We start from the raw sequence: 20,254 nt of genomic DNA on the forward strand, positions 1-20,254 counted from the left end.
GTACGGCTCAGTCCTTGATCTCGCAGATCGCGGCACCGGAGGTGAGGGAGGCGCCGACCTCGGCGGTCAGGCCCTTGACGGTGCCGGACTTGTGGGCGTTGAGGGGCTGCTCCATCTTCATCGCCTCCAGGACGACGATCAGGTCGCCTTCCTCGACCTCCTGGCCCTCCTCGACGGCGATCTTGACGATGGTGCCCTGCATGGGGGAGGTGAGGGTGTCGCCGGAGGCGACGGGGCCGGACTTCTTCGCCGCCCGGCGCTTGGGCTTGGCCCCGGCCGCCAGGCCGGTGCGGGCCAGGGACATGCCCAGGGAGGCCGGCAGGGAGACCTCCAGGCGCTTGCCGCCGACCTCGACCACGACCGTCTCGCGGGCGGAGTCCTCCTCCGCCTCGGCGCCGGCGGGCGCGGTGAAGGGTTCGATCTCGTTGACGAACTCGGTCTCGATCCACCGGGTGTGGATCGTGAACGGGTCCTCGGAGCCGGTCAGCTCGGGGGCGAAGGCCGGGTCCTTGACCACCGCGCGGTGGAAGGGCAGGGCGGTGGCCATGCCCTCGACCCGGAACTCCTCCAGGGCGCGGGCGGCGCGCTGGAGGGCCTCCTTGCGGGTGCGGCCGGTGACGATCAGCTTGGCCAGCAGGGAGTCCCAGGCCGGGCCGATCACGCTGCCGGACTCCACGCCCGCGTCCAGGCGCACGCCCGGGCCGGAGGGCGGGGCGAAGGTGGTGACCGTGCCGGGCGCGGGCAGGAAGCCGCGGCCCGGGTCCTCGCCGTTGATGCGGAACTCGAAGGAGTGACCGCGCAGCACCGGGTCGTCGTAGCCGAGCTCCTCGCCGTCGGCGATGCGGAACATCTCGCGGACCAGGTCGATGCCGGCGACCTCCTCGGTGACCGGGTGCTCGACCTGCAGACGGGTGTTGACCTCCAGGAAGGAGATGGTGCCGTCGTTGCCGACGAGGAACTCCACCGTGCCCGCGCCGACGTAGCCGGCCTCCTTGAGGATGGCCTTGGAGGCGCGGTACAGCTCGGCGACCTGCTCCTGGGACAGGAACGGCGCGGGGGCCTCCTCGACCAGCTTCTGGTGGCGGCGCTGCAGGGAGCAGTCACGGGTGGAGACCACGACCACGTTGCCGTGGGTGTCGGCCAGGCACTGGGTCTCCACGTGGCGGGGCCGGTCCAGGTAGCGCTCCACGAAGCACTCGCCGCGGCCGAAGGCGGCCACCGCCTCGCGCACGGCCGAGTCGTACAGCTCGGGGACCTCTTCCAGGGTGCGGGCGACCTTCAGGCCGCGGCCGCCGCCACCGAAGGCGGCCTTGATCGCGATGGGCAGGCCGTGCTCCTTGGCGAACTCCACGACCTCGTCCGCGCCGGAGACCGGGTCGGGGGTGCCGGCCACCAGCGGGGCCCCGGCGCGCTGGGCGATGTGCCGGGCGGCGACCTTGTCACCCAGGTCGCGGATGGCCTGCGGCGGCGGGCCGATCCAGATCAGCCCCGCGTCCAGGACCGCCTGGGCGAACTCGGCGTTCTCGGAGAGGAAGCCGTAGCCGGGGTGCACGGCGTCGGCGCCCGACTCGCGCGCCGCCTTCAGCACCTTGGCGATGTCCAGGTAACTGGTGGCCGGGGTGTCACCCCCCAGGGCGAACGCCTCATCCGCGGCGCGGACGTGCAGGGCGTCCCGGTCCGGATCGGCGTAGACGGCCACGCTCGCGATCCCGGCGTCCCGGCACGCCCGGGCCACGCGGACAGCGATTTCGCCACGGTTGGCGATGAGCACCTTGCGCACGATTGAGGCTCCCTCCTTGAAACAAGCCGAGTTTAGGGACTGCCGACACGACACTTCGACCCGTCCCCACTGGTGAGCTTGCCCACACGGAGCGTGATACGAGGCTCGCTCGACCCGCGGAAACCCTTGTCGTACCCGAGTACGCAGGGCTCTTCCGGGAAACCCTAGCCCTCCGCCGTGGCGAAGGTCGCTGTCACCACGTGCTGCGGGGCGCTGGGTTTCTTTGTGGAGTCCCTACGAATGGCCCAACGATTCTTTGCGCTCCGCGGGAGTCCCGTCCCCCCGGTCCACCGGTGAGTGGCGCCCGCGGCGTCCCGAGCGCGCCCGGGGTGGCGGCGGCTTCGCCCGGGGACCGGCCGGCGGGGGCGCCCTCCTGTCCGCGGCCGTCGTCCCCGGGCTCGTCGTGCTGCTGCCGACGACGTACGACTCCCCGGACGAACCGGGACAAACCCGCCGCCACCGGAACCGGGGCGGCAGGGGTGACGGCGGCGCGTCCCTCAGCTCCCCGCCGGCGCCCACAGGTCGGTGATCGGCACGCCGAGCTCCGCGAGCAGCCGCCGGACCAGCGGCAGGCTGATGCCGATGACGTTGCCGTGGTCGCCGTCGATGCCGTCGATGAAGGGGGCCGAGCGGCCGTCGAGCGTGAATGCCCCGGCGACGTGGAGGGGCTCGCCCGAGGCGACGTAGGCGGCGATCTCCTCGTCGCTGGGCTCGCCGAAGCGGACGACGGTGGAGGCGGTGGCCGAGGCGTAGCGGCCACTGGCGGTGTCGTGGACGCAGTGGCCGGTCTGCAGGGTGCCGACCCGGCCGCGCATCGCCTTCCAGCGGGCGGTGGCCTCCTCGGCGTCGGCGGGCTTGCCGAGCGCCCGGCCGTCCAGGTCGAGCACGGAGTCGCAGCCGATCACCAGCGCGCCCTGCACCTCGGGCCTGGCCGCCACGACGGACGCCTTGGCCTCGGCGAGGGCGAGGGCGAGCTCGGCGGGGGTGGGGGCGGTGACGGCGTCCTCGTCGACGCCGCTCACGATCACCTCGGGGGCGAGTCCGGCCTGGCGGAGCAGGCCGAGCCGGGCGGGTGACTGGGAGGCGAGAACGAGTCGGCGGCGCGGCTGATCTGTCATACGGTCAGCGTATCGGCGTCGCCCGAACGCCTCATCTCACACCGATCACGATCATCGCGAGCACCATGGCCAGCGCCAGGAGAACGCCCATCCGCCGCACCATCCCCTGGGCCTCGCGCAGTTCATCGGGCGGTTCGTTCTCGGGGTCGGACCACAGCATGCCTGCCATCGTCCGGCGGCCGTCCGGGGCCGCGCCTGAGTACGGGTACTCAACTTGCGGACACGGGAGTGGAAGGGCCTGGGGTTCCCTTGCCTCGAAGGAACCCCGAACCCGTTCTGCGGGGGCGGGCCGTGTCCGCCGCTGCCGGACCGCGTCACCCCGGCTCCCCGGCTCCCCGGCGAAGGAGTCACCCCAATCGGTCCCGCCAGGGCTCTTGGCGCCGGTCGCTGCGCCAGGCCGTCCGGCCGCGGGCCGGCGGCGGGCGGATCCGCGTCCGGCTCCCGACCGCGTACGGGGATCCGGTGCGGATCGCGGGCGCCACGGCCGGCCGCGCCCTCGCCGGGGCCCGGCCGGTCAGGCCCCCGGCCAGTAGGTGCGCGCCCACGCCGCCGGTCCCGGCCGCGGCAGGCGGCGGGCGGCCAGGCGGGCCGGGTCGGACCAGGAGGCGCGGGGGGCGGGCACACCGGGCGGGGCGGTGTCCGCCGCCGCGGCGCGGGCCCGGACCACCGCCAGGGCGGCGGCCAGCTCCTCCGGGGTCGGGTTGCCCCGTACGACCTTGATGTCCATGACGGCTCCCAGGGGGTCCGCGGGCCTACAGGGGGATGTTGCCGTGCTTCTTCGGAGGGAGGGATTCCCGCTTGGTGCGCAGCTGACGCAGGCCGCGCACGATGTGGCGGCGGGTGTCCGACGGCATGATCACCGCGTCGACGTAGCCGCGTTCGGCGGCGACGTAGGGGTTGAGGAGGGTGTCCTCGTACTCCCGCATCAGCCGGGCGCGGACCGCCTCCACGTCCTCACCGGCCGCCTCGGCCTCGGCGAGGGCGCGGCGGTGCAGGATGTTGACCGCGCCCTGCGCGCCCATGACCGCGATCTGCGCGGTGGGCCAGGCCAGGTTCAGGTCGGCCCCCAGGTGCTTGGAGCCCATGACGTCGTAGGCGCCGCCGAACGCCTTGCGGGTGATGACCGTGACGAGGGGGACGGTCGCCTCGGCGTAGGCGTAGATCAGCTTGGCGCCGCGGCGGATGATGCCGTCGTGCTCCTGGCCGACGCCCGGCAGGAAGCCGGGGACGTCCACGAAGGTCAGCACCGGGATGTTGAAGGCGTCGCAGGTGCGCACGAAGCGGGCCGCCTTCTCGCTGGCCTTGATGTCCAGGCACCCGGCGAACTGCATCGGCTGGTTGGCGACGACCCCGACCGGGTGGCCCTCCACCCGCCCGAAGCCGGTGACGATGTTCGGCGCGTACAGCGGCTGCGTCTCGAGGAACTCGGCGTCGTCCAGGACGTGCTCGATCACCGTGCGCATGTCGTACGGCTGGTTCGCGCTGTCCGGGACGATCACGTCCAGCTCGCGGTCCTCGTCGGTGACGGAGAGGTCCGCCTCCTCCGGGAACGCCGGGGGTTCGGAGAGGTTGTTGGACGGCAGGTACGACAGCAGCTGCCTGACGTACTCGATCGCGTCCTTCTCGTCGCCGGCCATGTGGTGGGCCACGCCCGAGGCCGTGTTGTGGGTGCGGGCGCCACCCAGCTCCTCGAAGCCGACGTCCTCGCCGGTGACGGTCTTGATGACGTCCGGACCGGTGATGAACATGTGCGAGGTCCGGTCGACCATGACCGTGAAATCGGTGATCGCGGGCGAGTACACCGCGCCGCCCGCGCACGGGCCGACCACCAGGCTGATCTGCGGGATCACCCCGGAGGCGTGGGTGTTGCGGCGGAAGATCTCCCCGTAGGCGCCGAGGGAGGCCACGCCCTCCTGGATGCGGGCGCCGCCGGAGTCGTTGATGCCGATGACCGGGCAGCCGGTCTTCAGCGCGAAGTCCATCACCTTGACGATCTTCTGGCCGTAGACCTCGCCCAGCGCCCCGCCGAAGACGGTGAAGTCCTGCGAGAACACGGCGACCGGGCGCCCGTCGACCGTCCCGTACCCGGTGACGACACCGTCGCCGTACGGGCGGTTCCGGTCCAGGCCGAAGTGGGTGGAGCGGTGCCGGGCGAACTCGTCCAGCTCGACGAAGGACCCCTCGTCGAGCAGCAGGCCGATCCGCTCGCGGGCCGTCAGCTTGCCCTTGGCGTGCTGCTTTTCGACGGCGCGTTCCGAACCGGCGTGCGTCGCCTCCCGGACGCGGCGCTGGAGGTCCGCGAGCTTGCCCGCGGTCGTGTGGGTGTCAGGCTGCTGCAGCTCTTCCGGCTCGGACATCGGGACGCGGCTCCCTGCCTGCTCAAGAGTGGGTTCGGTTGCTCATCCGCAGCGTAGTGGGGCGCCTACCGATCGGCAGTGCGGCGTTTACCACACCTAGGGTGGCTTGCATGACGCCGCGAGATGCATCAGACGGGAACCGCAGCCGGTGGTCCGACCTGGACCGGCCGCCCCTCAACGCCGCCGCGCTGCGGCGCGGGCTGCTGCGGGAGGGCGGGCTGTGGTCGGAGGTGGAGGTGGTGCAGCGCACCGGCTCCACCAACTCCGACCTGGTCGCCCGCGCCGCCGCGGGGAGGGCGGCCGAGGGCGCCGTCCTCGTCGCCGAGGAGCAGACCGCCGCCCGGGGCCGCCTGGACCGGCAGTGGACGGCACCGCCCCGTTCCGGCCTCTTCTTCTCCGTCCTGCTCACCCCCGCCGGGGTCCCGCCGGCCCGCTGGGGCTGGCTGCCGCTGCTCACCGGCGTCGCCGTGGCGACCGGCCTGTCCCGGACGGCGGGCGTCGACACCGCGCTCAAGTGGCCCAACGACCTGCTGGTCACCGTCGGCGGCGAGGAACGCAAGGCCGGCGGCATCCTCGCCGAGCGCGCCGGGGGCGGCGCCGACGGCGTTGGCGGCGTTGTCGTCGGAGTGGGCGTCAACGTCACCCTGCGCGCCCACGAGCTGCCGGTGCCGCACGCCGGGTCGCTGGCGCTGGCCGGGGCGGTGAGCACCGACCGGGACCCGCTGCTGAGGGGCGTGCTGCGGTCGCTGGAGGACTGGTACGGGCGGTGGCGGGCCGCGGACGGCGACCCCGCGGCGTGCGGCCTGCAGGAGACGTACGCCGCCGGCTGCGCGACGCTGGGCCGCGTGGTGCGGGCCGAGCTGCCCGGCGACCGGTCGGTCACCGGGGAGGCCGTCGCCGTCGACGGGGACGGCAGGCTGGTGCTGGCCACGGAGGACGGCGTCCGGGAACCGGTGGGCGCGGGGGACATCGTGCACCTGCGGCCCGCCTGAGGGGTGCGCGGGCCGCCCGGGCTGCGGGAGTGAGCTGGCGCACACCTGACGTAAAGTTGGGGCCGGTCGGTACCTGACCGCGGCAGATCGGAAGGGCAGCAGGCGTGACCGTCGACGACACGGGCTCCGGCACGGCCGGGGACGGCCGGGGGGAACCCCGCCCCGCCGATCCCGGAGAGGACCCGCTCGCGCTCCGCCTCGAACAGCTCATCCTGGGCGCGGAGCGCCGCTACACCCCCTTCCAGGCGGCCCGCAGCGCGGGCGTCTCCATGGAGCTGGCCTCCCGCTTCTGGCGGGCCATGGGCTTCGCCGACATAGGGCAGGCCAAGGCGCTCACCGAGGCCGACGTGCTGGCCCTGCGGCGCCTGGCCGGCCTGGTGGAGGCGGGCCTGCTCAGCGAGGCGATGGCCGTGCAGGTGGCCCGCTCCACCGGGCAGACCACCGCCCGGTTGGCCGAATGGCAGATCGACTCCTTCCTGGAGGGCCTGACCGAACCGCCCGAGCCCGGCATGACCCGCACCGAGGTCACGTATCCGCTGGTCGAGCTGCTCCTGCCGGAGCTGGAGGAGTTCCTCGTCTACGTCTGGCGGCGCCAGCTGGCCGCCGCCACCGGCCGCGTCGTGCAGGCGGCCGACGACGAGGAGATGGTCGACCGGCGCCTGGCCGTCGCCTTCGCCGACCTGGTCGGCTTCACCCGGTTGACCCGCCGCATGGAGGAGGAGGAGCTCGGCGAGCTCGTCGAGGCCTTCGAGACCACCGCCGCCGACCTGGTGGCGGCACGCGGCGGACGGCTCATCAAGACCCTCGGCGACGAGGTGCTCTACGCCGCCGACGACGCGGGCACGGCCGCCGAGATCGCCCTGCGCCTCATCGAGACCCTGGCGCACGACGAGACCATGCCAAAGCTGCGCGTCGGCATGGCCTTCGGCACGGTCACCACCCGTATGGGCGACGTCTTCGGCACCACCGTGAACCTGGCCTCCCGGCTCACCTCCATAGCCCCCCGCGACGCCGTCCTCGTCGACAGCGCCTTCGCCCAGGAGCTCATACGCACCGGGGACGCCCCGGCCTCCGAGGCGCAGGCGGCCGAGGAGGCCGCCGCCGCCGAGAAGGAGGGCACGGAACCGCCGGCGTACCGCTTCGCCCTCCAGCCGATGTGGCAGCGGCCGGTGCGCGGGCTCGGCGTGGTCGAGCCGTGGCTGCTGAGCAGGCGCGGCGGGGAGTCCTAAGGCCTCTCGTTCGGATCATGCCGGGCTCGCGGGGCCTGGTGCCGTGCCCCGCCGCGTTGTCGTCGGTTGCCATGGCTTTCGCCATGGCGCCCTCCTCCGCCTTGCGATGCACGGCACCGGGTCCCGCTCCCTGATCCGACCTGATCCAAACGAAAGACCCCAGGCGGCCCCGCGGCCGTCGCGCCCTCCGGGGCCGCGGAGCCCGTCAGCCGTCGCCGTCCGTGAAGCCCAGGCACAGGCCGATGAGCGGTACGCACAGACCGGGCCGGTCCGGCTCGGCGGGCGGTGCGGGGCGGGACGGGACCGGGGACGGCGACGGCTCCGGTTCCGGGGCGGACGGGGGACGAGGCGTGGGGGGCTTCGGGAGCGGCGGGCGGGGGGCCGGGGGCCGCGGGCCGTCCGGCTCGCCCGGCACCGTGGAGGGGACCCGGGTGCCCGGGGCGCGCAGGGCGTCCGGGAGGTAGGGGATGACCGCCCCCCTCCCGGCGTCCGGCGTGGTGCCGCCCGGAGCGGGGGCGGGTGTGCGGCCGGAGGCCGTGGACGCCCGCAGGCCGTCCGTGGGGGAGGACGCCGAGGGGCTCGGCCGGTCCGGGCCCGGCGCGATGATCCCGCCCGGTACCGAGGGTGTGATCGGAGCCGGGTGCGAGGGCGCGGCCTGCGCGACGCCGGAGCCGCCCGTGCCCGAGTCCGGGACGAGGCGTACGAGGCTCAGGACGCCGATCGCCAGCGCGAGGCCGCCCGCGCCGAGCAGCAGCCTGCGGGGGCGGGGCGGCCGGCGGTGACGGCCGCGTGGTCCCCGCGGGCGGAGCGCCGTGGCGTTCGGTGCGGCTGGTGTGTCCGTCGTCATCGTGTTCCCTCCCCGGTGCGCACACCCCCCGGTGCGCCGTGGAGAGCGCACGCTATGCGCTTCCTGGGGGCGGGCGAGCGGAAGTCGGCGGACTGTCACTCGAACGGGTACGCGGGCGGCGGGCGGGAAGCGGGCGTCCCGTCTTCCCCCGCGCGGCCGGCCCTGCGATGATCGGAAGCGCCTTGTTAACTGGCGTTAACCGGAGGATATCATGAGCGAGGAGCGGTTCGGGGAGTCCGTCCTGGTCAGGTGGCATGCGGACGGGCATGTCGCGGAGCTCGCGCTCGACCGGCCGAAGGCCATGAACGCCGTCTCGACCGAGATGGCCCGGTCCCTCGCCGCGGCCTGCGCGGCGCTGGGCGGCAATCGGAGCGTGCGGGCCGTGGTGCTGACCTCGACGCACGAGCGGGCGTTCTGCGTCGGGGCCGATCTGAAGGAGCGGAACTCCTTCAGCGACGCCGACCTGCTGAGGCAGCGGCCCGTGGCGCGTGCAGCATACACCGGTGTGCTGGAGCTGCCGGTGCCGGCGATCGCGGCCGTGCACGGCTTCGCGCTGGGCGGCGGGTTCGAGCTGGCGCTGTCGTGCGACCTGATCGTCGCCGACCGCACGGCCGTGGTGGGACTGCCCGAGGTCTCCGTCGGCGTGATCCCCGGCGGTGGCGGGACGCAGCTGCTGCCGCGGCGGGTGGGGGCGGCCCGGGCGGCCGAGCTGGTCTTCACGGCGCGCCGGGTCCAGGCCGCGGAGGCGGCGGAGCTGGGGCTCGTCGACCGGCTGGTGGAGGAGGGGCGGGACCGGGAGGAGGCGCTGGCGCTGGCGTCCCGGATCGCCGCGCACTCGCCCGTCGGGCTGCGGGCGGCCAAGAAGGCGTTGCGGCTCGGGCACGGGCTGGACCTGCGGGCCGGGCTGGAGGTCGAGGACGCGGCGTGGCGGGCGGTGGCGTTCTCGGGGGACCGGGCGGAGGGGGTCGCGGCGTTCAACGAGAAGCGCGCGCCGCGGTGGCCGGGGGAGTGACGGGAGCGGCAGGAGCTTCGGAAGCGGCACGGGGGACGGGGTGGCGGACCCCCGGGGCGGGAGGGGGTGGCTGATCCCCGTTCGCCGCATGAATGTCCCGGTTCGTACCGATTCTCCCTAGCCTGGAGTGATGGGCGGTGAGGACAGTCGGTTCGCGGCCGTGGTGGCGTTGGCGCAGGGTATGGCGGCGGCGCGCAGCTCCCGTGAGACGTGGCACGCGGCGGCCACCGGGGCGTGCCGGGCGCTGGGCGGGAGCTTCGCCGCGCTGTCGGTGTGGGAGCGGGAGCTGGGCCGGCTGCGCGTCCTGGTGAACGTCGGGGAGCGGGCGGACGGCGAGGAGGAGTTCCCGGACGACGAGTCCTACCCGGTGCACCAGTTCGCGGAGATCACCGAGTTCCTGCACGAACGCTGGGCCGGGGGCGGCGAGCCCGGCGCCTGGGTGGAGACCGCCGAGGGCCCGGCCGCCGGACGCCCCGGCTACGTCCACCAGCGCGTCGCCGCCCTGCGCCGCCGCGGGCGCGGCTGCTGCGTGGTCGCGCCGGTCGTGCTGCACGGGCGGGCCTGGGGGGAGCTGTACGTCGCCCGCCCGCTCGGCGCCCCCCTCTTCGACCGGGCCGACGCCGACTTCGCCATCGTCCTGGCCTCCGTCGTCGCCGCCGGCATCGCCCAGACCGAGCGGCTGGAGGAGGTGAGGCGACTGGCGTTCACCGACGCGCTCACCGGGCTCGCCAACCGCCGCGCCGTCGACGTCCGCCTGGACGAGGCGATCGAGCGGCACCGCCGGGAGGGGGTCGTCGTCAGCCTCGTCGTCTGCGACCTCAACGGGCTCAAGCGGGTCAACGACACCTGCGGGCACGCGGTCGGCGACCGGCTCCTGGAGCGCTTCGGGACGGTGCTGTCACTGTGCGGCGCCATGGTGCCGGGCGCGCTCGCGGCCCGCCTCGGCGGCGACGAGTTCTGCCTGCTCGCGGTCGGGCCGCCCGCCGACGCGGTGGTGGAGGCGGCCGGCGAACTGTGCCGCCGCGCCGCCGAGATGGAGCTCGGCGACGGTGTGGCCTGCGGGGTCGCCTCCACCGAGGACCCGATCGGGCCCGTGGTCTCCGCCCGCCGGCTGTTCCGGCTCGCCGACGCCGCCCAGTACCGCGCCAAGGCCGAGCGGGCGACCCGGCCGGTCGTCGCCGGCCGCGAGGGACCCGGGGACCCCGTCGTGCGGCTCGCGGACGAGCCGTCCCGGGAAGCGGACGGGGAGCGCCGCCGGTTCCGGGGACGGCACTCGCCGGAGTGACACCGGACGGCGCCCCTGGGGGAGGGTCGCAGGTTCCGGGCGGTCCTCACCGCGGCGCGCGGCGCCGGCGGGTCGGCTCGACGGGCCGACAACCCGTCAAACCGCTCACATGCCCAGGTGTTCGCGGCGCACCGAGTAGGCGACGAACCCGGCGCCGAGCGTGAGGAGGAGCGTGCCGCCGACGACGTACGGCGTGCTGTCGAAGCTGCCGGTGTCGGCCAGCCGGGCCTCTGCGCCGGCGGTCGTCGCATGCGCCACGGCGGTGACCCGAGCCTCCTCCGTGACCTGCGGGGACGGGGCCTTCGAGGACGCCTGCAGCGCCGGGTCGTCCTGTGTCGCGTTCGCGGACGGGACGAACCACAGGGCGCACAGCAGGCTGCCCGCGGCGGTGGCGGTCAGCAACGAACGGCGAGCGGATGACACGGAAATCGATCCCCTTGTGGCGCTGGCGAATTGGCCGTGGTGGGGCGATGTTAGTGAAAGGCGCGGGTCACGGGAAAGTCACGGGAGCCGACGGCCGTACGCTCCGCACATGAGCACTTCAGAGCCCTCACGTTTTGTACGCCTTCGCGTGGAACTCGTCCTCGCGGTGGACGACGAGGAGGCGGTCACCGGCGCCGCGCTGCAGCGGATCGCCGACGATCCCGACATGCCCGGCGAGGAGCAGACGCATGCGCAGAACGCGGTGACGGAGGACACCGCGGAGGCCCTGGCCTATCTCGTGGACCCGTTCGATCTGGTCAGCGAGGTGCCGGGGATCGAGCTCCAGCAGGCCTCGTGGAGCAGTGAGTGGATCGACTACGACCCCGACTCGCCCGAGTGGGACCTCGACGGGGATGATGACGGACAGGACGACGCGCAGGACACGGAGGACACGGGGGGCGTGCGCGGGGCGGCCGGCTGACGCGGCGGGAGGACGCGGCCCCCGGGCGGCAGCCGCCGTCCGGGGGCCCGTCGTCTCCGGGGACGCGCGGGCCGCGTCCGCACCCCCCCGGGCGGGGCGTGGCGGACATGACAGAGGACGTGGTGTGTCCCACACATGTCAGGAGCATGGAACCGGGTGAACCGGTCGTAGCGTTGGACGTTTGTGACGGGGTATCCCGGGGTTTTCGGGAATCGGCAACGATGGAGAAGCGTGTGATGACCAACAGTAGGCGGCGCAAGGGCCTGGCGGCCGCGTCCGCGCTGCTCGGCGGTGTGCTGGTGCTCTCGGCCTGTTCCGGCGGTGACGACGGCGCCTCCGGCGGGGGCGACGGCTCCTCGCAGACCGCGGTCGACAAGGCGGCGGCCGAGAAGACGTCCGAGGCCCAGATCGAGATCACGCCCAAGGACGGCTCGTCCAACGCCTCCATCAACAACTCCGCCACCGTGACCGTGCGCAAGGGCACGCTGACGGAGGTGAAGATGACCGCGACCGACGGCACCGAGGTCAGCGGCCAGATATCCGCCGACAAGAAGAGCTGGAAGCCCGCCGGCCAGCTGGAGCGGGCCACCACCTACAAGGTGAGCGCCACCGCGACGGACTCCGAGGGCCGCGCCGCGCACGAGAACGCGTCCTTCACCACGGTCTCCCCGGCCAACAGCTTCATCGGCACCTTCACCCCGGACGACGGCACCACGGTCGGCGTCGGCATGCCCGTGTCGATCAAGTTCGACAAGGCGATCACCAACAAGGCCGCCGTCCAGAAGGGCGTCACGGTCAGCACGACCAGCGGGCAGGAGGTCGCCTGCCACTGGTTCGACGCCAACCGCATGGACTGCCGCCCCGAGGACTACTGGCAGGAGGGCGCGACCGTCACCCTGAAGCTGGCGCTCGACGGGGTCGAGGGCGCCGAGGGCGTCTACGGCGTCCAGCAGAAGACGGTCACCTTCAAGATCGGCCGCAACCAGGTCTCCTACGTCGACGCGCAGACCAAGCAGATGAAGGTCACGCAGGACGGCAAGGTGATCAGGACCATCCCGATCTCCGCCGGCTCGCCCGAGAACAAGACGTACGAGGGCCAGATGGTGATCTCCGAGAAGTTCAAGGAGACCCGGATGAACGGCGCGACGGTCGGCTTCACCGACGACGACGGCGAGGGCGAGTACGACATCAAGGACGTGCCGCACGCCATGCGCCTGAGCACCTCCGGCACCTTCATCCATGGCAACTACTGGGGCGCCAAGTCCATCTTCGGCAACGCCAACACCAGCCACGGCTGCGTGGGCCTGTCCGACACCAAGGGCGCCAACGACCCGAACACGCCGGGTGCCTGGTTCTACAACAACTCCCTCATCGGTGACGTGGTCGTCGTCCAGAACACCGGTGACAAGACCATCGCCCCGGACAACGGCCTCAACGGCTGGAACATGAGCTGGGAGCAGTGGAAGGCGGGCTCGGCGATCTGACGCCCCCGCACCGACCGGCCCCGCACACCGCCGTCCGCCCTCCGGGGCGGGCGGCGGTGTCGTGTGCGCGGCGGACCGCACGGCCAAGGCGGCCGCGGCGCGCCGGAGTTCGCGGCAATGTAACGCCACCCGTCGATCGCGTAACAGTTGACAGGCGATTGCCCTGACGCGCCCCCTATCGCCCCCTTCTTCCCTTGAGGGCTTGATCACCCCCCGGCATACTGCCCCGCACGGGTGGTGCACGCGTGTGCGATACCACCCCCGGCCGGGTGAACGGGGATATCCGCCCGGTACTTCTGCAAGGGGGAAACTTGCGCGGACAAGTGAAGAGAGCACGCGGGGCGGCCGTCGCCACGGCGGTGGCCGTGGCCCTCGCGGCGGGCACGACCGGCCCGGCCGCGGCGCAGGGGGAGGGGGCGGCCGGCGCCGCGGCCCGCACCCCGGGCACCGGAAAGCAGCGCGTCACGCTGATCACCGGCGACCGGGTCGTCGTGGACGCCGAGGGCCGGGTCGCCGGCCTGGAGCGGGCCGAGGGCCGTGAGCACATACCCGTCCAGATCCGCAGGACCGGCGGGCACACGCTCGTCGTCCCGGCCGACGCCGCCCGCCTGGTCGCCGACGGCAAGCTGGACCGGCGTCTGTTCGACGTCACCGAGCTCACCGGGGCCGCCACCCGCAAGGCCCAGAAGAAGGGCCTGAAGGTCATCGTCGGCTACCGCGGGGCCGCCGCCGGCGCCAGGGCCGACGTCCGTGACGCGGGCACCGTGCGCCGCACCCTGAAGGCCCTCAACGCGGACGCCGTACAGGCCCCGCAGGAGGACGCCCCCGAGCTGTGGGACGCGGTCACCGACGGCGGCACCACCGCCTCCGGCGTCGCGCACGTCTGGCTCGACGGCGTCCGCGAGGCCAGCCTCGACACGTCGGTGCCGCAGATCGGCGCGCCCAGGGCGTGGGCGGCCGGCTACGACGGCAAGGGCGTCAGGATCGCCGTCCTGGACACCGGTGTCGACACCACCCACCCCGACCTGAGGAACCAGGTCGTCGCCTCGAAGAACTTCTCCACCGCGCCCGACGCGACCGACAGGTACGGCCACGGCACGCACGTCGCCTCCATCGCGGCCGGCGCGGGCACGACGTACAAGGGTGTCGCCCCCGGCGCCAAGCTGCTCAACGGCAAGGTGCTCGACGACGAGGGCTTCGGCGACGACTCCGGCATCCTCGCCGGCATGGAGTGGGCGGCCGAGCAGGGCGCCGACATCGTCAACCTCAGCCTGGACGGCGGCGACACCCCCGAGATCGACCCGCTGGAAGCGCAGGTGAACAAGCTCTCCGAGCAGAAGGGCATCCTGTTCGCCATCGCCGCCGGCAACGAGGGCGAGTTCGGCGGCCGGACCGTCGGCTCACCGGGCAGCGCCGCCGCCGCCCTGACCGTCGGCGCGGTCGACGGCAAGGACCGGCTCGCGGACTTCTCCAGCCGCGGCCCCGGCATGGACGGCGCCGTCAAGCCGGACGTGACCGCACCCGGCGTCGACATCACCGCCGCCTCCGCGCACGACAGCGCCATCGCCCGGGAGGTCGGCGAGAAGCCGGCCGGGTACGTCACCATCTCCGGTACGTCCATGGCGACCCCGCACGTCGCGGGCGCCGCCGCCCTCCTCAAGCAGCGGCACCCGGACTGGACGTACGCCGAACTGAAGGGCGCGCTGACGGGCTCGGCCAAGGGCGGGAAGTACACCCCGTTCGAGCAGGGGTCCGGGCGCGTCCGGGCCGACAGGGCCGTCACGCAGACCGTGATCGCCGACCCGGTCTCGGTCGACCTCGGACTGCAGCAGTGGCCGCACACCGACGACAAGCCGGTCACCGAGCGGTTGACGTACCGCAACCTCGGCACCGAGGACGTCACGCTCGCCCTCTCCGTGACCGCCACCGGCCCCACGGGGCAGCCGGCGCCCGCCGGATTCTTCAGGACCGCCGCGGACGAGGTCACCGTCCCCGCGGGCGGCACGGCCTCCGTCGGCCTCACCGCCGACACCCGGCTGGGCGGCACGCTCGACGGCGCCTACTCGGCGTACGTCACGGCGACCGGCGGCGGGCAGACCGTCCGCACGGCGGCGGTGGTACAGCGCGAGGTGGAGTCCTACGACGTCACCGTCAAGCACATCGGCAGGGACGGCCGGCCCACGGACCGGCACAGCACCACGCTCGAGGGCTACGACGGCCCGGGCGACGGCCACTTCCACCAGGCCCCGGCCGCCGGCACCACCACCCTGCGGGTGGTCAAGGGCACGTACCTGCTGGACGCCTGGATCGGCGAGGACGTCGAGACGTTCGAGGGCGGCATCGACTGGCTGGTGCGGCCGAGACTGGACGTCACCGGGAACACCACGGTCACGCTCGACGCGCGCACCGCGAGGCCGGCCCGCATCACGGTCCCGGACGCCAGGGCCGAGCAGGTGTCCGCGACGATCGGCTACTTCTACGACCCCGTGGGCGGCATCGACCTGAGCCTCGGCTCGTTCGCCGACCTGCGCGTCGCCCACCTCGGCCCCCAGGTCGCCGACGGCCTGCGGCAGACCTGGTACGGCCAGTGGACCAGGGGCGGGGACACCGAGTACGACGTGGCCACCACCGCCGAGGTCACCAAGCTCCGGGGCGACAAGGTCCGGCACTTCGAGGCGAGTGAGCTGGCCCGGGTGAGGAACAACCTCGGCGCCACCGCCCCCGGCAAGACCGGCGGCCTCACCCCCCTGGGCGAGTTCCCCGACGACGCCGTCGTCGGCCAGGCCGTCGAGCAGAGGCTGCCCGGCTCGCGCACGCTGTACCTGTCGACGTCCGGCGGGATCAAGTGGTCGTTCGACTTCGAGCAGTACGGGGGACGGGACGCCGAGGGCTGGCCGGTCGTCGAGGCCGCCTACACGCTGGGCGCCCCGCAGACCTTCCGGGCGGGCCGGTCGTACACGAAGACCTTCAACACGGCGGTCTTCGGCCCGCACCTGAACACGGAGTACGGCGTCTTCCGCGAGCGGGACCGCATCCACGGCATGCTGCCGCTGCTCGCCGACGGCCAGGCCCACGCCGGCGCGTCGGACCTCACCTCGGCCGCCACCACCCTCTACCGCAACGGAACCGAGGTCGGCTCGCACGAGGACCCGCTCCTCTACGACGAGGAGGGCTTCGAGGTCCCGGCGGGCGACGCCGAGTACCGGCTGACGACGTCCGTCCGGCGCAGCGCCCGGGTCGCGGCGGCCTCCACCCGCGTCGACGCGAGCTGGACCTTCCGCTCCAAGCGCACCCACGGCGACACCAGGCTGCCCGTCTCCACGGTCCGCTTCGGCGCGGCCACCGGCCTGGACGGCAGGGTCCCGGCCGGCGGGACGGCCGTCGTCCCGGTCACCGTCGAGGGCGCGGCCAAGGGCGGCAACCTCAGGATGCTGCTGGTGTACGTGTCGTACGACCACGGCAAGAACTGGAAGAGGCTCACCGTCAAGGGCGGCAAGGTCACGGTCGGGAACCCGGCGAAGGGGAAGGCGGTCTCCTTCCACGCCAAGATCACCGACAAGCAGGGCAACAAGTCGACCCTCTCGATCTACAACGCGTACTACGGCAAGTAGACGCGCACGCGGACACGCAGACAGGCCCGCACGTCCGCGGACGTGCGGGCCGCGGCACCGGGACGCGGAGCGGGAGCGAGTGCGGCGGCCGGCGCGGCGCAGTACTCCCGGAGAGCCTCAACGCCGGTCCGCCGCCTTGGAGTCACCTATGGCCGTTCGCCGTGTCGTACCCAACGTCCCGTCAGAGGCCGGGCAGGGGAGCCGGGAGTTCTACGGCCTGCTCGGATTCGAGGAGGTCATGAACCACGGCTGGATCACGACGCTCGCGTCCCCGTCCAGTCCGTCGGCGCAGATCAGCTTCATGACCAGCGACAGGACCGCACCGGTCACTCCCGATATGAGCGTCGAAGTGGACGACGTGGACGCGGCCTACGCGGCCATGCGGGGGAGCGGCGCGGAGATCGTCCACCCCCTGCAGGACGAGGAGTGGGGGGGTGCGCCGCTTCTTCGTCCGTGACCCCAGCGGCCGGGTGGTCAACGTGCTGGGCCACCGCTGACGGGCCCGCACGGCAGTCGGGCCCGGGCCGCTCGTGCGGGGCGTCCCGCCGCGGTCCGCACAGACGACGGTCCGCCGAAGTGCACGCGGACAAGGGCTGCGCCTGGGACCACCCGCGTCGATGGCTGCGCGAGCGAGGCATCCGGCACCGCATCGTCCGCAGGAGCATCGAGCCCTCCACCCGACCGGGCCGGCACCGCCGGACGATCGAGCGGACGACGGCCCGGCTGGGCGGCGGCGAGGACACTGCGCTTTCGCCTTGGCCCGCGCCCTGACCGGGCCGGCCCCCGTCGCCATCCGGTGCTCCTCCCACCTGCGGGTGCCCTACGCACCTTGAAGTGCCTTCTTCCCGAGGGAGAGCCGCTTTCCCAGAATGGTGCAAGGCGCCGTCAGAAAGCACTTCCCGACTCCCCACCGGCTCCACAGGAAGGACCAAGCGATGAGCACGATCCCCGCCTCGCTTCCCGGCGGCACCTGGGCCCTGGGCGACCTGGTCGTCACCCGGTTCGGCTACGGCGCCATGCAGCTCGCCGGCCCCCGGGTCATGGGCCCGCCCGCCGATCACGACGGCGCACTCGCCGTCCTGCGCGAGGCCGCCGCCCTCGGCATCACCCACATCGACACAGCCGACGCCTACGGGCCGCACGTCACCAACCAGCTGATCCGCGAAGCGCTGCATCCCTACCCCGAGGCGCTGCACATCGTGACCAAGGTCGGCGCGGTCCGCGACGAGCAGGGCGGCTGGCCCCCGGCCCGCAGGCCCGAAGACCTGCGCCGGGCCGTCCACCACAACCTGGAAGGACTCGGTCTCCAGAGGCTGGACGTGGTCAACCTCCGGCTCGGCGACGCCCAGGGCCCCCGGCCCGGCTCGCTCGCCGAGGCGTTCGAGACACTCGTCGAACTCCAGCAGCAGGGCCTGATCCGTCACCTCGGCGTGAGCAACGCGACCGCGGAGCAGGTCGCCGAGGCACGCGCGATCGCACCGATCGTGTGCGTGCAGAACATGTACAACCTCGCCCACCGCCAGGACGACGAGCTGATCGACGAACTCGCCGAGCAGGGCATCGCCTACGTGCCCTTCTTCCCGCTCGGCGGCTTCAGTCCGCTGCAGTCCTCGGCACTCACGGCCGTGGCCTCCCGGCTGGGCGCGACACCGATGTCGGTCGCCCTGGCCTGGCTGCTGCAGCGGTCGCCGAACATCCTGCTGATTCCGGGCACTTCGTCGGTCGCGCACCTGCGCGAGAACATCGCCGGCGCGGGCCTCCCACTCTCCGAGGAGGACCTCGCCGAGCTGGACAAGATCGGTCGCTGACAACGGCAGGCGCGGGCCTTCCCGCGGGACAGGGGGAGGCCCCGGAAGATCCCCGGCCGGCCGCGGGACCCGTGCGCGGACGGCCTCGACGGTTCACGTCATCTGACGGCACCACGGTGTGATACCTGGAGGACGCTTGCGCCATGATGAGTATGTAGCTTCCCGAAAGGAAGTGCGTGCTGCGGAGTGGGTGAAGCACCGACAGGCGTAAGGAGCGGCAGATGGCGACGATGACGGCGGCGCAGCAGCGGGCGCAGGCCAAGGCGGAGTACGACGCCTTCGTGGCGGCCTGCCCCAGCCGCAAGCTGCTGGACCGGCTCTCCAACAAGTGGGTCACGCTGGTCCTGGCCGCGCTCGGCAGCGACAGCGCGCACCGCCCGGGTGCCGACTGCACCGGTGAGCCCCGGGCGATGCGCTACTCGGAGCTGGCCCGCCTGCTGGCCGGCGTCAGCCAGAAGATGCTCACCCAGACGCTGCGCTCCCTGGAACGCGACGGCCTGGTGGCCCGCACCGTGGTGCCGACCGTGCCGGTCACCGTCTCCTACGAGCTGACCGGTCTCGGCCTGTCGCTGTACGAGACGATGCGCGGCCTCAAGACCTGGGCCGAGGTGCACATGGATGAGGTGCTCGCCAACCGCGAGGCCTACGACACCCGAATCGCCTGAGAGGGCGCTGCACCGTGCGGACTCCTCCCGGCAAGCGTTGCCGCCACGGTGTCTTCCGATTCCGGCCGCCGGGGGACGGACGCGGGGAAGGCGATGTCCCGCCGGCGCACCTCGTGTGCGGCGCACCGGCGCTGGCGTCGGGCCGATTCCGGTCCCCGGTACGTACGTCACACCGGCACGCGCTACCCGGTCGGGAGCACGCTGCCGCCGGGACAGCGGCGGCAGCGGCGGAGCCGGCAGCCGCTCCCCGGATCGTGCCCGGCGCTTCTCATCCGTTCCCGCAGGTCTTCCGCAGGTAGCCGGGACTTCCCTTCGCCACGAGGTCCATGTCGCGGCGGACGACGCTGATCTCGTCGCCCCAGCCGTCACAGACCGCTCGCAGTCCCCGCTCGCTGTACTCGACGACCATGACGTGGGGGCCGAACGCGTCGACGTAGTCGTCGCATTCCTCGTACATCCCGCACTCCTCCACCACGGCGAAGTCGAGGCCCACCTGTTTGCGCGCCGGGGCCAGTTCGGCGGTGTTCTTCTGGCCGATGGCCAGGCCCTTCCCGTGCGCGTGCACGGCGAGCAGCCCGAGGAAGGCCTTCGCGTCGTCCGCGCTCAGCAGGTTGCCGGGAGCCCGCGTGTAACTGTCGTAGTTGTCGGGCTCGACGGCCCGGAACCCCTTGGACGCGCACTGGTCGATCCAGCCGTTCACCTTCTCCGCGATCCGTTCGCGCTTGGCGGGGGTGCTGATGTCGAGCATCGCCTCGCCCCACTCCTCGTCCATGACCACTTCGTCGGCGCCGTCGCGCAGCAGGAGGTCGGGGTCCCAGTCCTTCTCCTTCCCGGGCTGGGCCTGGAAGGCGTTGACGTAGCAGATGTTGTAGACGCCGGGCGCAGGGGACGCCGTGTGGTCGCGGACGACGATGTCCACCCCGTCCGGCGGTGCGTAGGCGCCGCCGAGCTGGTAGTCGAATGCGGCGTGCACGGGCGGTAGGGCGGGCTCGCCCGCGTCCTGGCCGTTGCCGGGGGTGCCGTCCGTGCACGCCGTGACCAGGAGGGGGAGAAGGGCGGCCGACACCGAGAGCAGTGCGGGGAAGCGGCGGGCGGTGCGCATGGTCGGTGGACTCCATGGGATCGTTTCCGCCTCGAACGTGGCGGCGGGATGGCGGTTCGC

17 protein-coding genes and 1 pseudogene are annotated in these 20,254 nt (G+C 73.2%); 10 read left to right on the top strand and 8 right to left on the bottom strand.

Features of this window, described 5'->3' with window-relative positions:
- Positions 1–7: 7 nt before the first annotated feature.
- The 5 genes from ACSU6Z_RS18405 to ACSU6Z_RS18425 form a co-directional block, all read right to left on the bottom strand.
- Positions 8–1,780, bottom strand: coding sequence for a biotin carboxylase N-terminal domain-containing protein (locus ACSU6Z_RS18405; RefSeq protein ID WP_437047023.1), 1,773 nt, complete (start codon positions 1,778–1,780; stop codon positions 8–10).
- A 497-nt stretch (positions 1,781–2,277) separates the two neighbouring features.
- Positions 2,278–2,898 carry a Maf family protein gene (locus ACSU6Z_RS18410; protein WP_437047024.1) on the bottom strand — a complete coding sequence of 207 codons (621 nt, stop codon included), beginning with the start codon at positions 2,896–2,898 and terminating at the stop codon, positions 2,278–2,280.
- Positions 2,899–2,929: 31 nt separating this feature from the next.
- Positions 2,930–3,058 carry a morphogenic membrane protein MmpB gene (gene mmpB, locus ACSU6Z_RS18415; protein ID WP_437016824.1) on the bottom strand — a complete coding sequence of 43 codons (129 nt, stop codon included), beginning with the start codon at positions 3,056–3,058 and terminating at the stop codon, positions 2,930–2,932.
- A 354-nt stretch (positions 3,059–3,412) separates the two neighbouring features.
- Entirely contained in the window at positions 3,413–3,625 is a 213-nt protein-coding gene (locus ACSU6Z_RS18420) for an acyl-CoA carboxylase epsilon subunit (protein WP_437047026.1), read from the bottom strand.
- A gap of 25 nt (positions 3,626–3,650) precedes the next feature.
- Complete coding sequence (locus ACSU6Z_RS18425; RefSeq protein ID WP_437047028.1) at positions 3,651–5,255, bottom strand: acyl-CoA carboxylase subunit beta; 1,605 nt, start codon at positions 5,253–5,255, stop codon at positions 3,651–3,653.
- A 110-nt stretch (positions 5,256–5,365) separates the two neighbouring features.
- On the opposite strand from ACSU6Z_RS18425, the gene ACSU6Z_RS18430 reads away from it, so the two are divergent.
- Both ACSU6Z_RS18430 and ACSU6Z_RS18435 read left to right on the top strand, forming a co-directional pair.
- Entirely contained in the window at positions 5,366–6,247 is an 882-nt protein-coding gene (locus tag ACSU6Z_RS18430) for a biotin--[acetyl-CoA-carboxylase] ligase (RefSeq protein ID WP_437047030.1), read from the top strand.
- Between the two features lie 104 nt (positions 6,248–6,351).
- Complete coding sequence (locus ACSU6Z_RS18435) at positions 6,352–7,476, top strand: adenylate/guanylate cyclase domain-containing protein (protein WP_437047031.1); 1,125 nt, start codon at positions 6,352–6,354, stop codon at positions 7,474–7,476.
- Positions 7,477–7,681: 205 nt separating this feature from the next.
- On the opposite strand, the gene ACSU6Z_RS18440 is transcribed toward ACSU6Z_RS18435, so the two are convergent.
- On the bottom strand, positions 7,682–8,323 hold the full coding sequence (locus ACSU6Z_RS18440) for a hypothetical protein (RefSeq protein ID WP_437047033.1): 642 nt from the start codon (positions 8,321–8,323) through the stop codon (positions 7,682–7,684).
- 211 nt (positions 8,324–8,534) lie between these two features.
- Here ACSU6Z_RS18440 and ACSU6Z_RS18445 point away from each other — a divergent pair, with 211 nt between their 5' ends.
- Both ACSU6Z_RS18445 and ACSU6Z_RS18450 read left to right on the top strand, forming a co-directional pair.
- Positions 8,535–9,335 (top strand): enoyl-CoA hydratase/isomerase family protein, encoded by an 801-nt coding sequence (locus ACSU6Z_RS18445; RefSeq protein WP_437047035.1) that lies wholly within the window; start codon positions 8,535–8,537, stop codon positions 9,333–9,335.
- Between the two features lie 130 nt (positions 9,336–9,465).
- Positions 9,466–10,620, top strand: coding sequence for a diguanylate cyclase domain-containing protein (locus tag ACSU6Z_RS18450; RefSeq protein WP_437047036.1), 1,155 nt, complete (start codon positions 9,466–9,468; stop codon positions 10,618–10,620).
- A 105-nt stretch (positions 10,621–10,725) separates the two neighbouring features.
- On the opposite strand, the gene ACSU6Z_RS18455 is transcribed toward ACSU6Z_RS18450, so the two are convergent.
- The gene (locus tag ACSU6Z_RS18455; RefSeq protein ID WP_437047038.1) at positions 10,726–11,043 is read right to left on the bottom strand and encodes an LPXTG cell wall anchor domain-containing protein; all 318 of its coding nucleotides are present in this window, start codon (positions 11,041–11,043) and stop codon (positions 10,726–10,728) included.
- Positions 11,044–11,152: 109 nt separating this feature from the next.
- Between ACSU6Z_RS18455 and ACSU6Z_RS18460 the strand changes: the two genes are divergently transcribed.
- The 6 genes and pseudogenes from ACSU6Z_RS18460 (at position 11,153) to ACSU6Z_RS18485 (ending at position 19,092) form a co-directional block, all read left to right on the top strand.
- Positions 11,153–11,524 carry a hypothetical protein gene (locus ACSU6Z_RS18460; protein ID WP_437047039.1) on the top strand — a complete coding sequence of 124 codons (372 nt, stop codon included), beginning with the start codon at positions 11,153–11,155 and terminating at the stop codon, positions 11,522–11,524.
- A 236-nt stretch (positions 11,525–11,760) separates the two neighbouring features.
- Entirely contained in the window at positions 11,761–13,008 is a 1,248-nt protein-coding gene (locus ACSU6Z_RS18465) for a L,D-transpeptidase (protein WP_437047041.1), read from the top strand.
- Positions 13,009–13,331: 323 nt separating this feature from the next.
- The gene (locus ACSU6Z_RS18470; protein ID WP_437047043.1) at positions 13,332–16,619 is read left to right on the top strand and encodes a S8 family peptidase; all 3,288 of its coding nucleotides are present in this window, start codon (positions 13,332–13,334) and stop codon (positions 16,617–16,619) included.
- Positions 16,620–16,767: 148 nt separating this feature from the next.
- Positions 16,768–17,116, top strand: a pseudogene (locus ACSU6Z_RS18475) (VOC family protein).
- Between the two features lie 438 nt (positions 17,117–17,554).
- A complete protein-coding gene (locus ACSU6Z_RS18480) occupies positions 17,555–18,427 on the top strand; it encodes an aldo/keto reductase family oxidoreductase (RefSeq protein ID WP_437047044.1) in 873 nt (290 codons plus the stop codon).
- Positions 18,428–18,648: 221 nt separating this feature from the next.
- Positions 18,649–19,092 carry a winged helix-turn-helix transcriptional regulator gene (locus ACSU6Z_RS18485; protein ID WP_437047045.1) on the top strand — a complete coding sequence of 148 codons (444 nt, stop codon included), beginning with the start codon at positions 18,649–18,651 and terminating at the stop codon, positions 19,090–19,092.
- A 268-nt stretch (positions 19,093–19,360) separates the two neighbouring features.
- On the opposite strand, the gene ACSU6Z_RS18490 is transcribed toward ACSU6Z_RS18485, so the two are convergent.
- Positions 19,361–20,194: an endo alpha-1,4 polygalactosaminidase gene (locus tag ACSU6Z_RS18490; protein WP_437047047.1), complete on the bottom strand. Its 834-nt coding sequence runs from the start codon at positions 20,192–20,194 to the stop codon at positions 19,361–19,363.
- Positions 20,195–20,254 lie beyond the last annotated feature (60 nt).

It is taken from the genome of Streptomyces sp. enrichment culture, assembly GCF_964273145.1.
GTDB lineage: Bacteria > Actinomycetota > Actinomycetes > Streptomycetales > Streptomycetaceae > Streptomyces.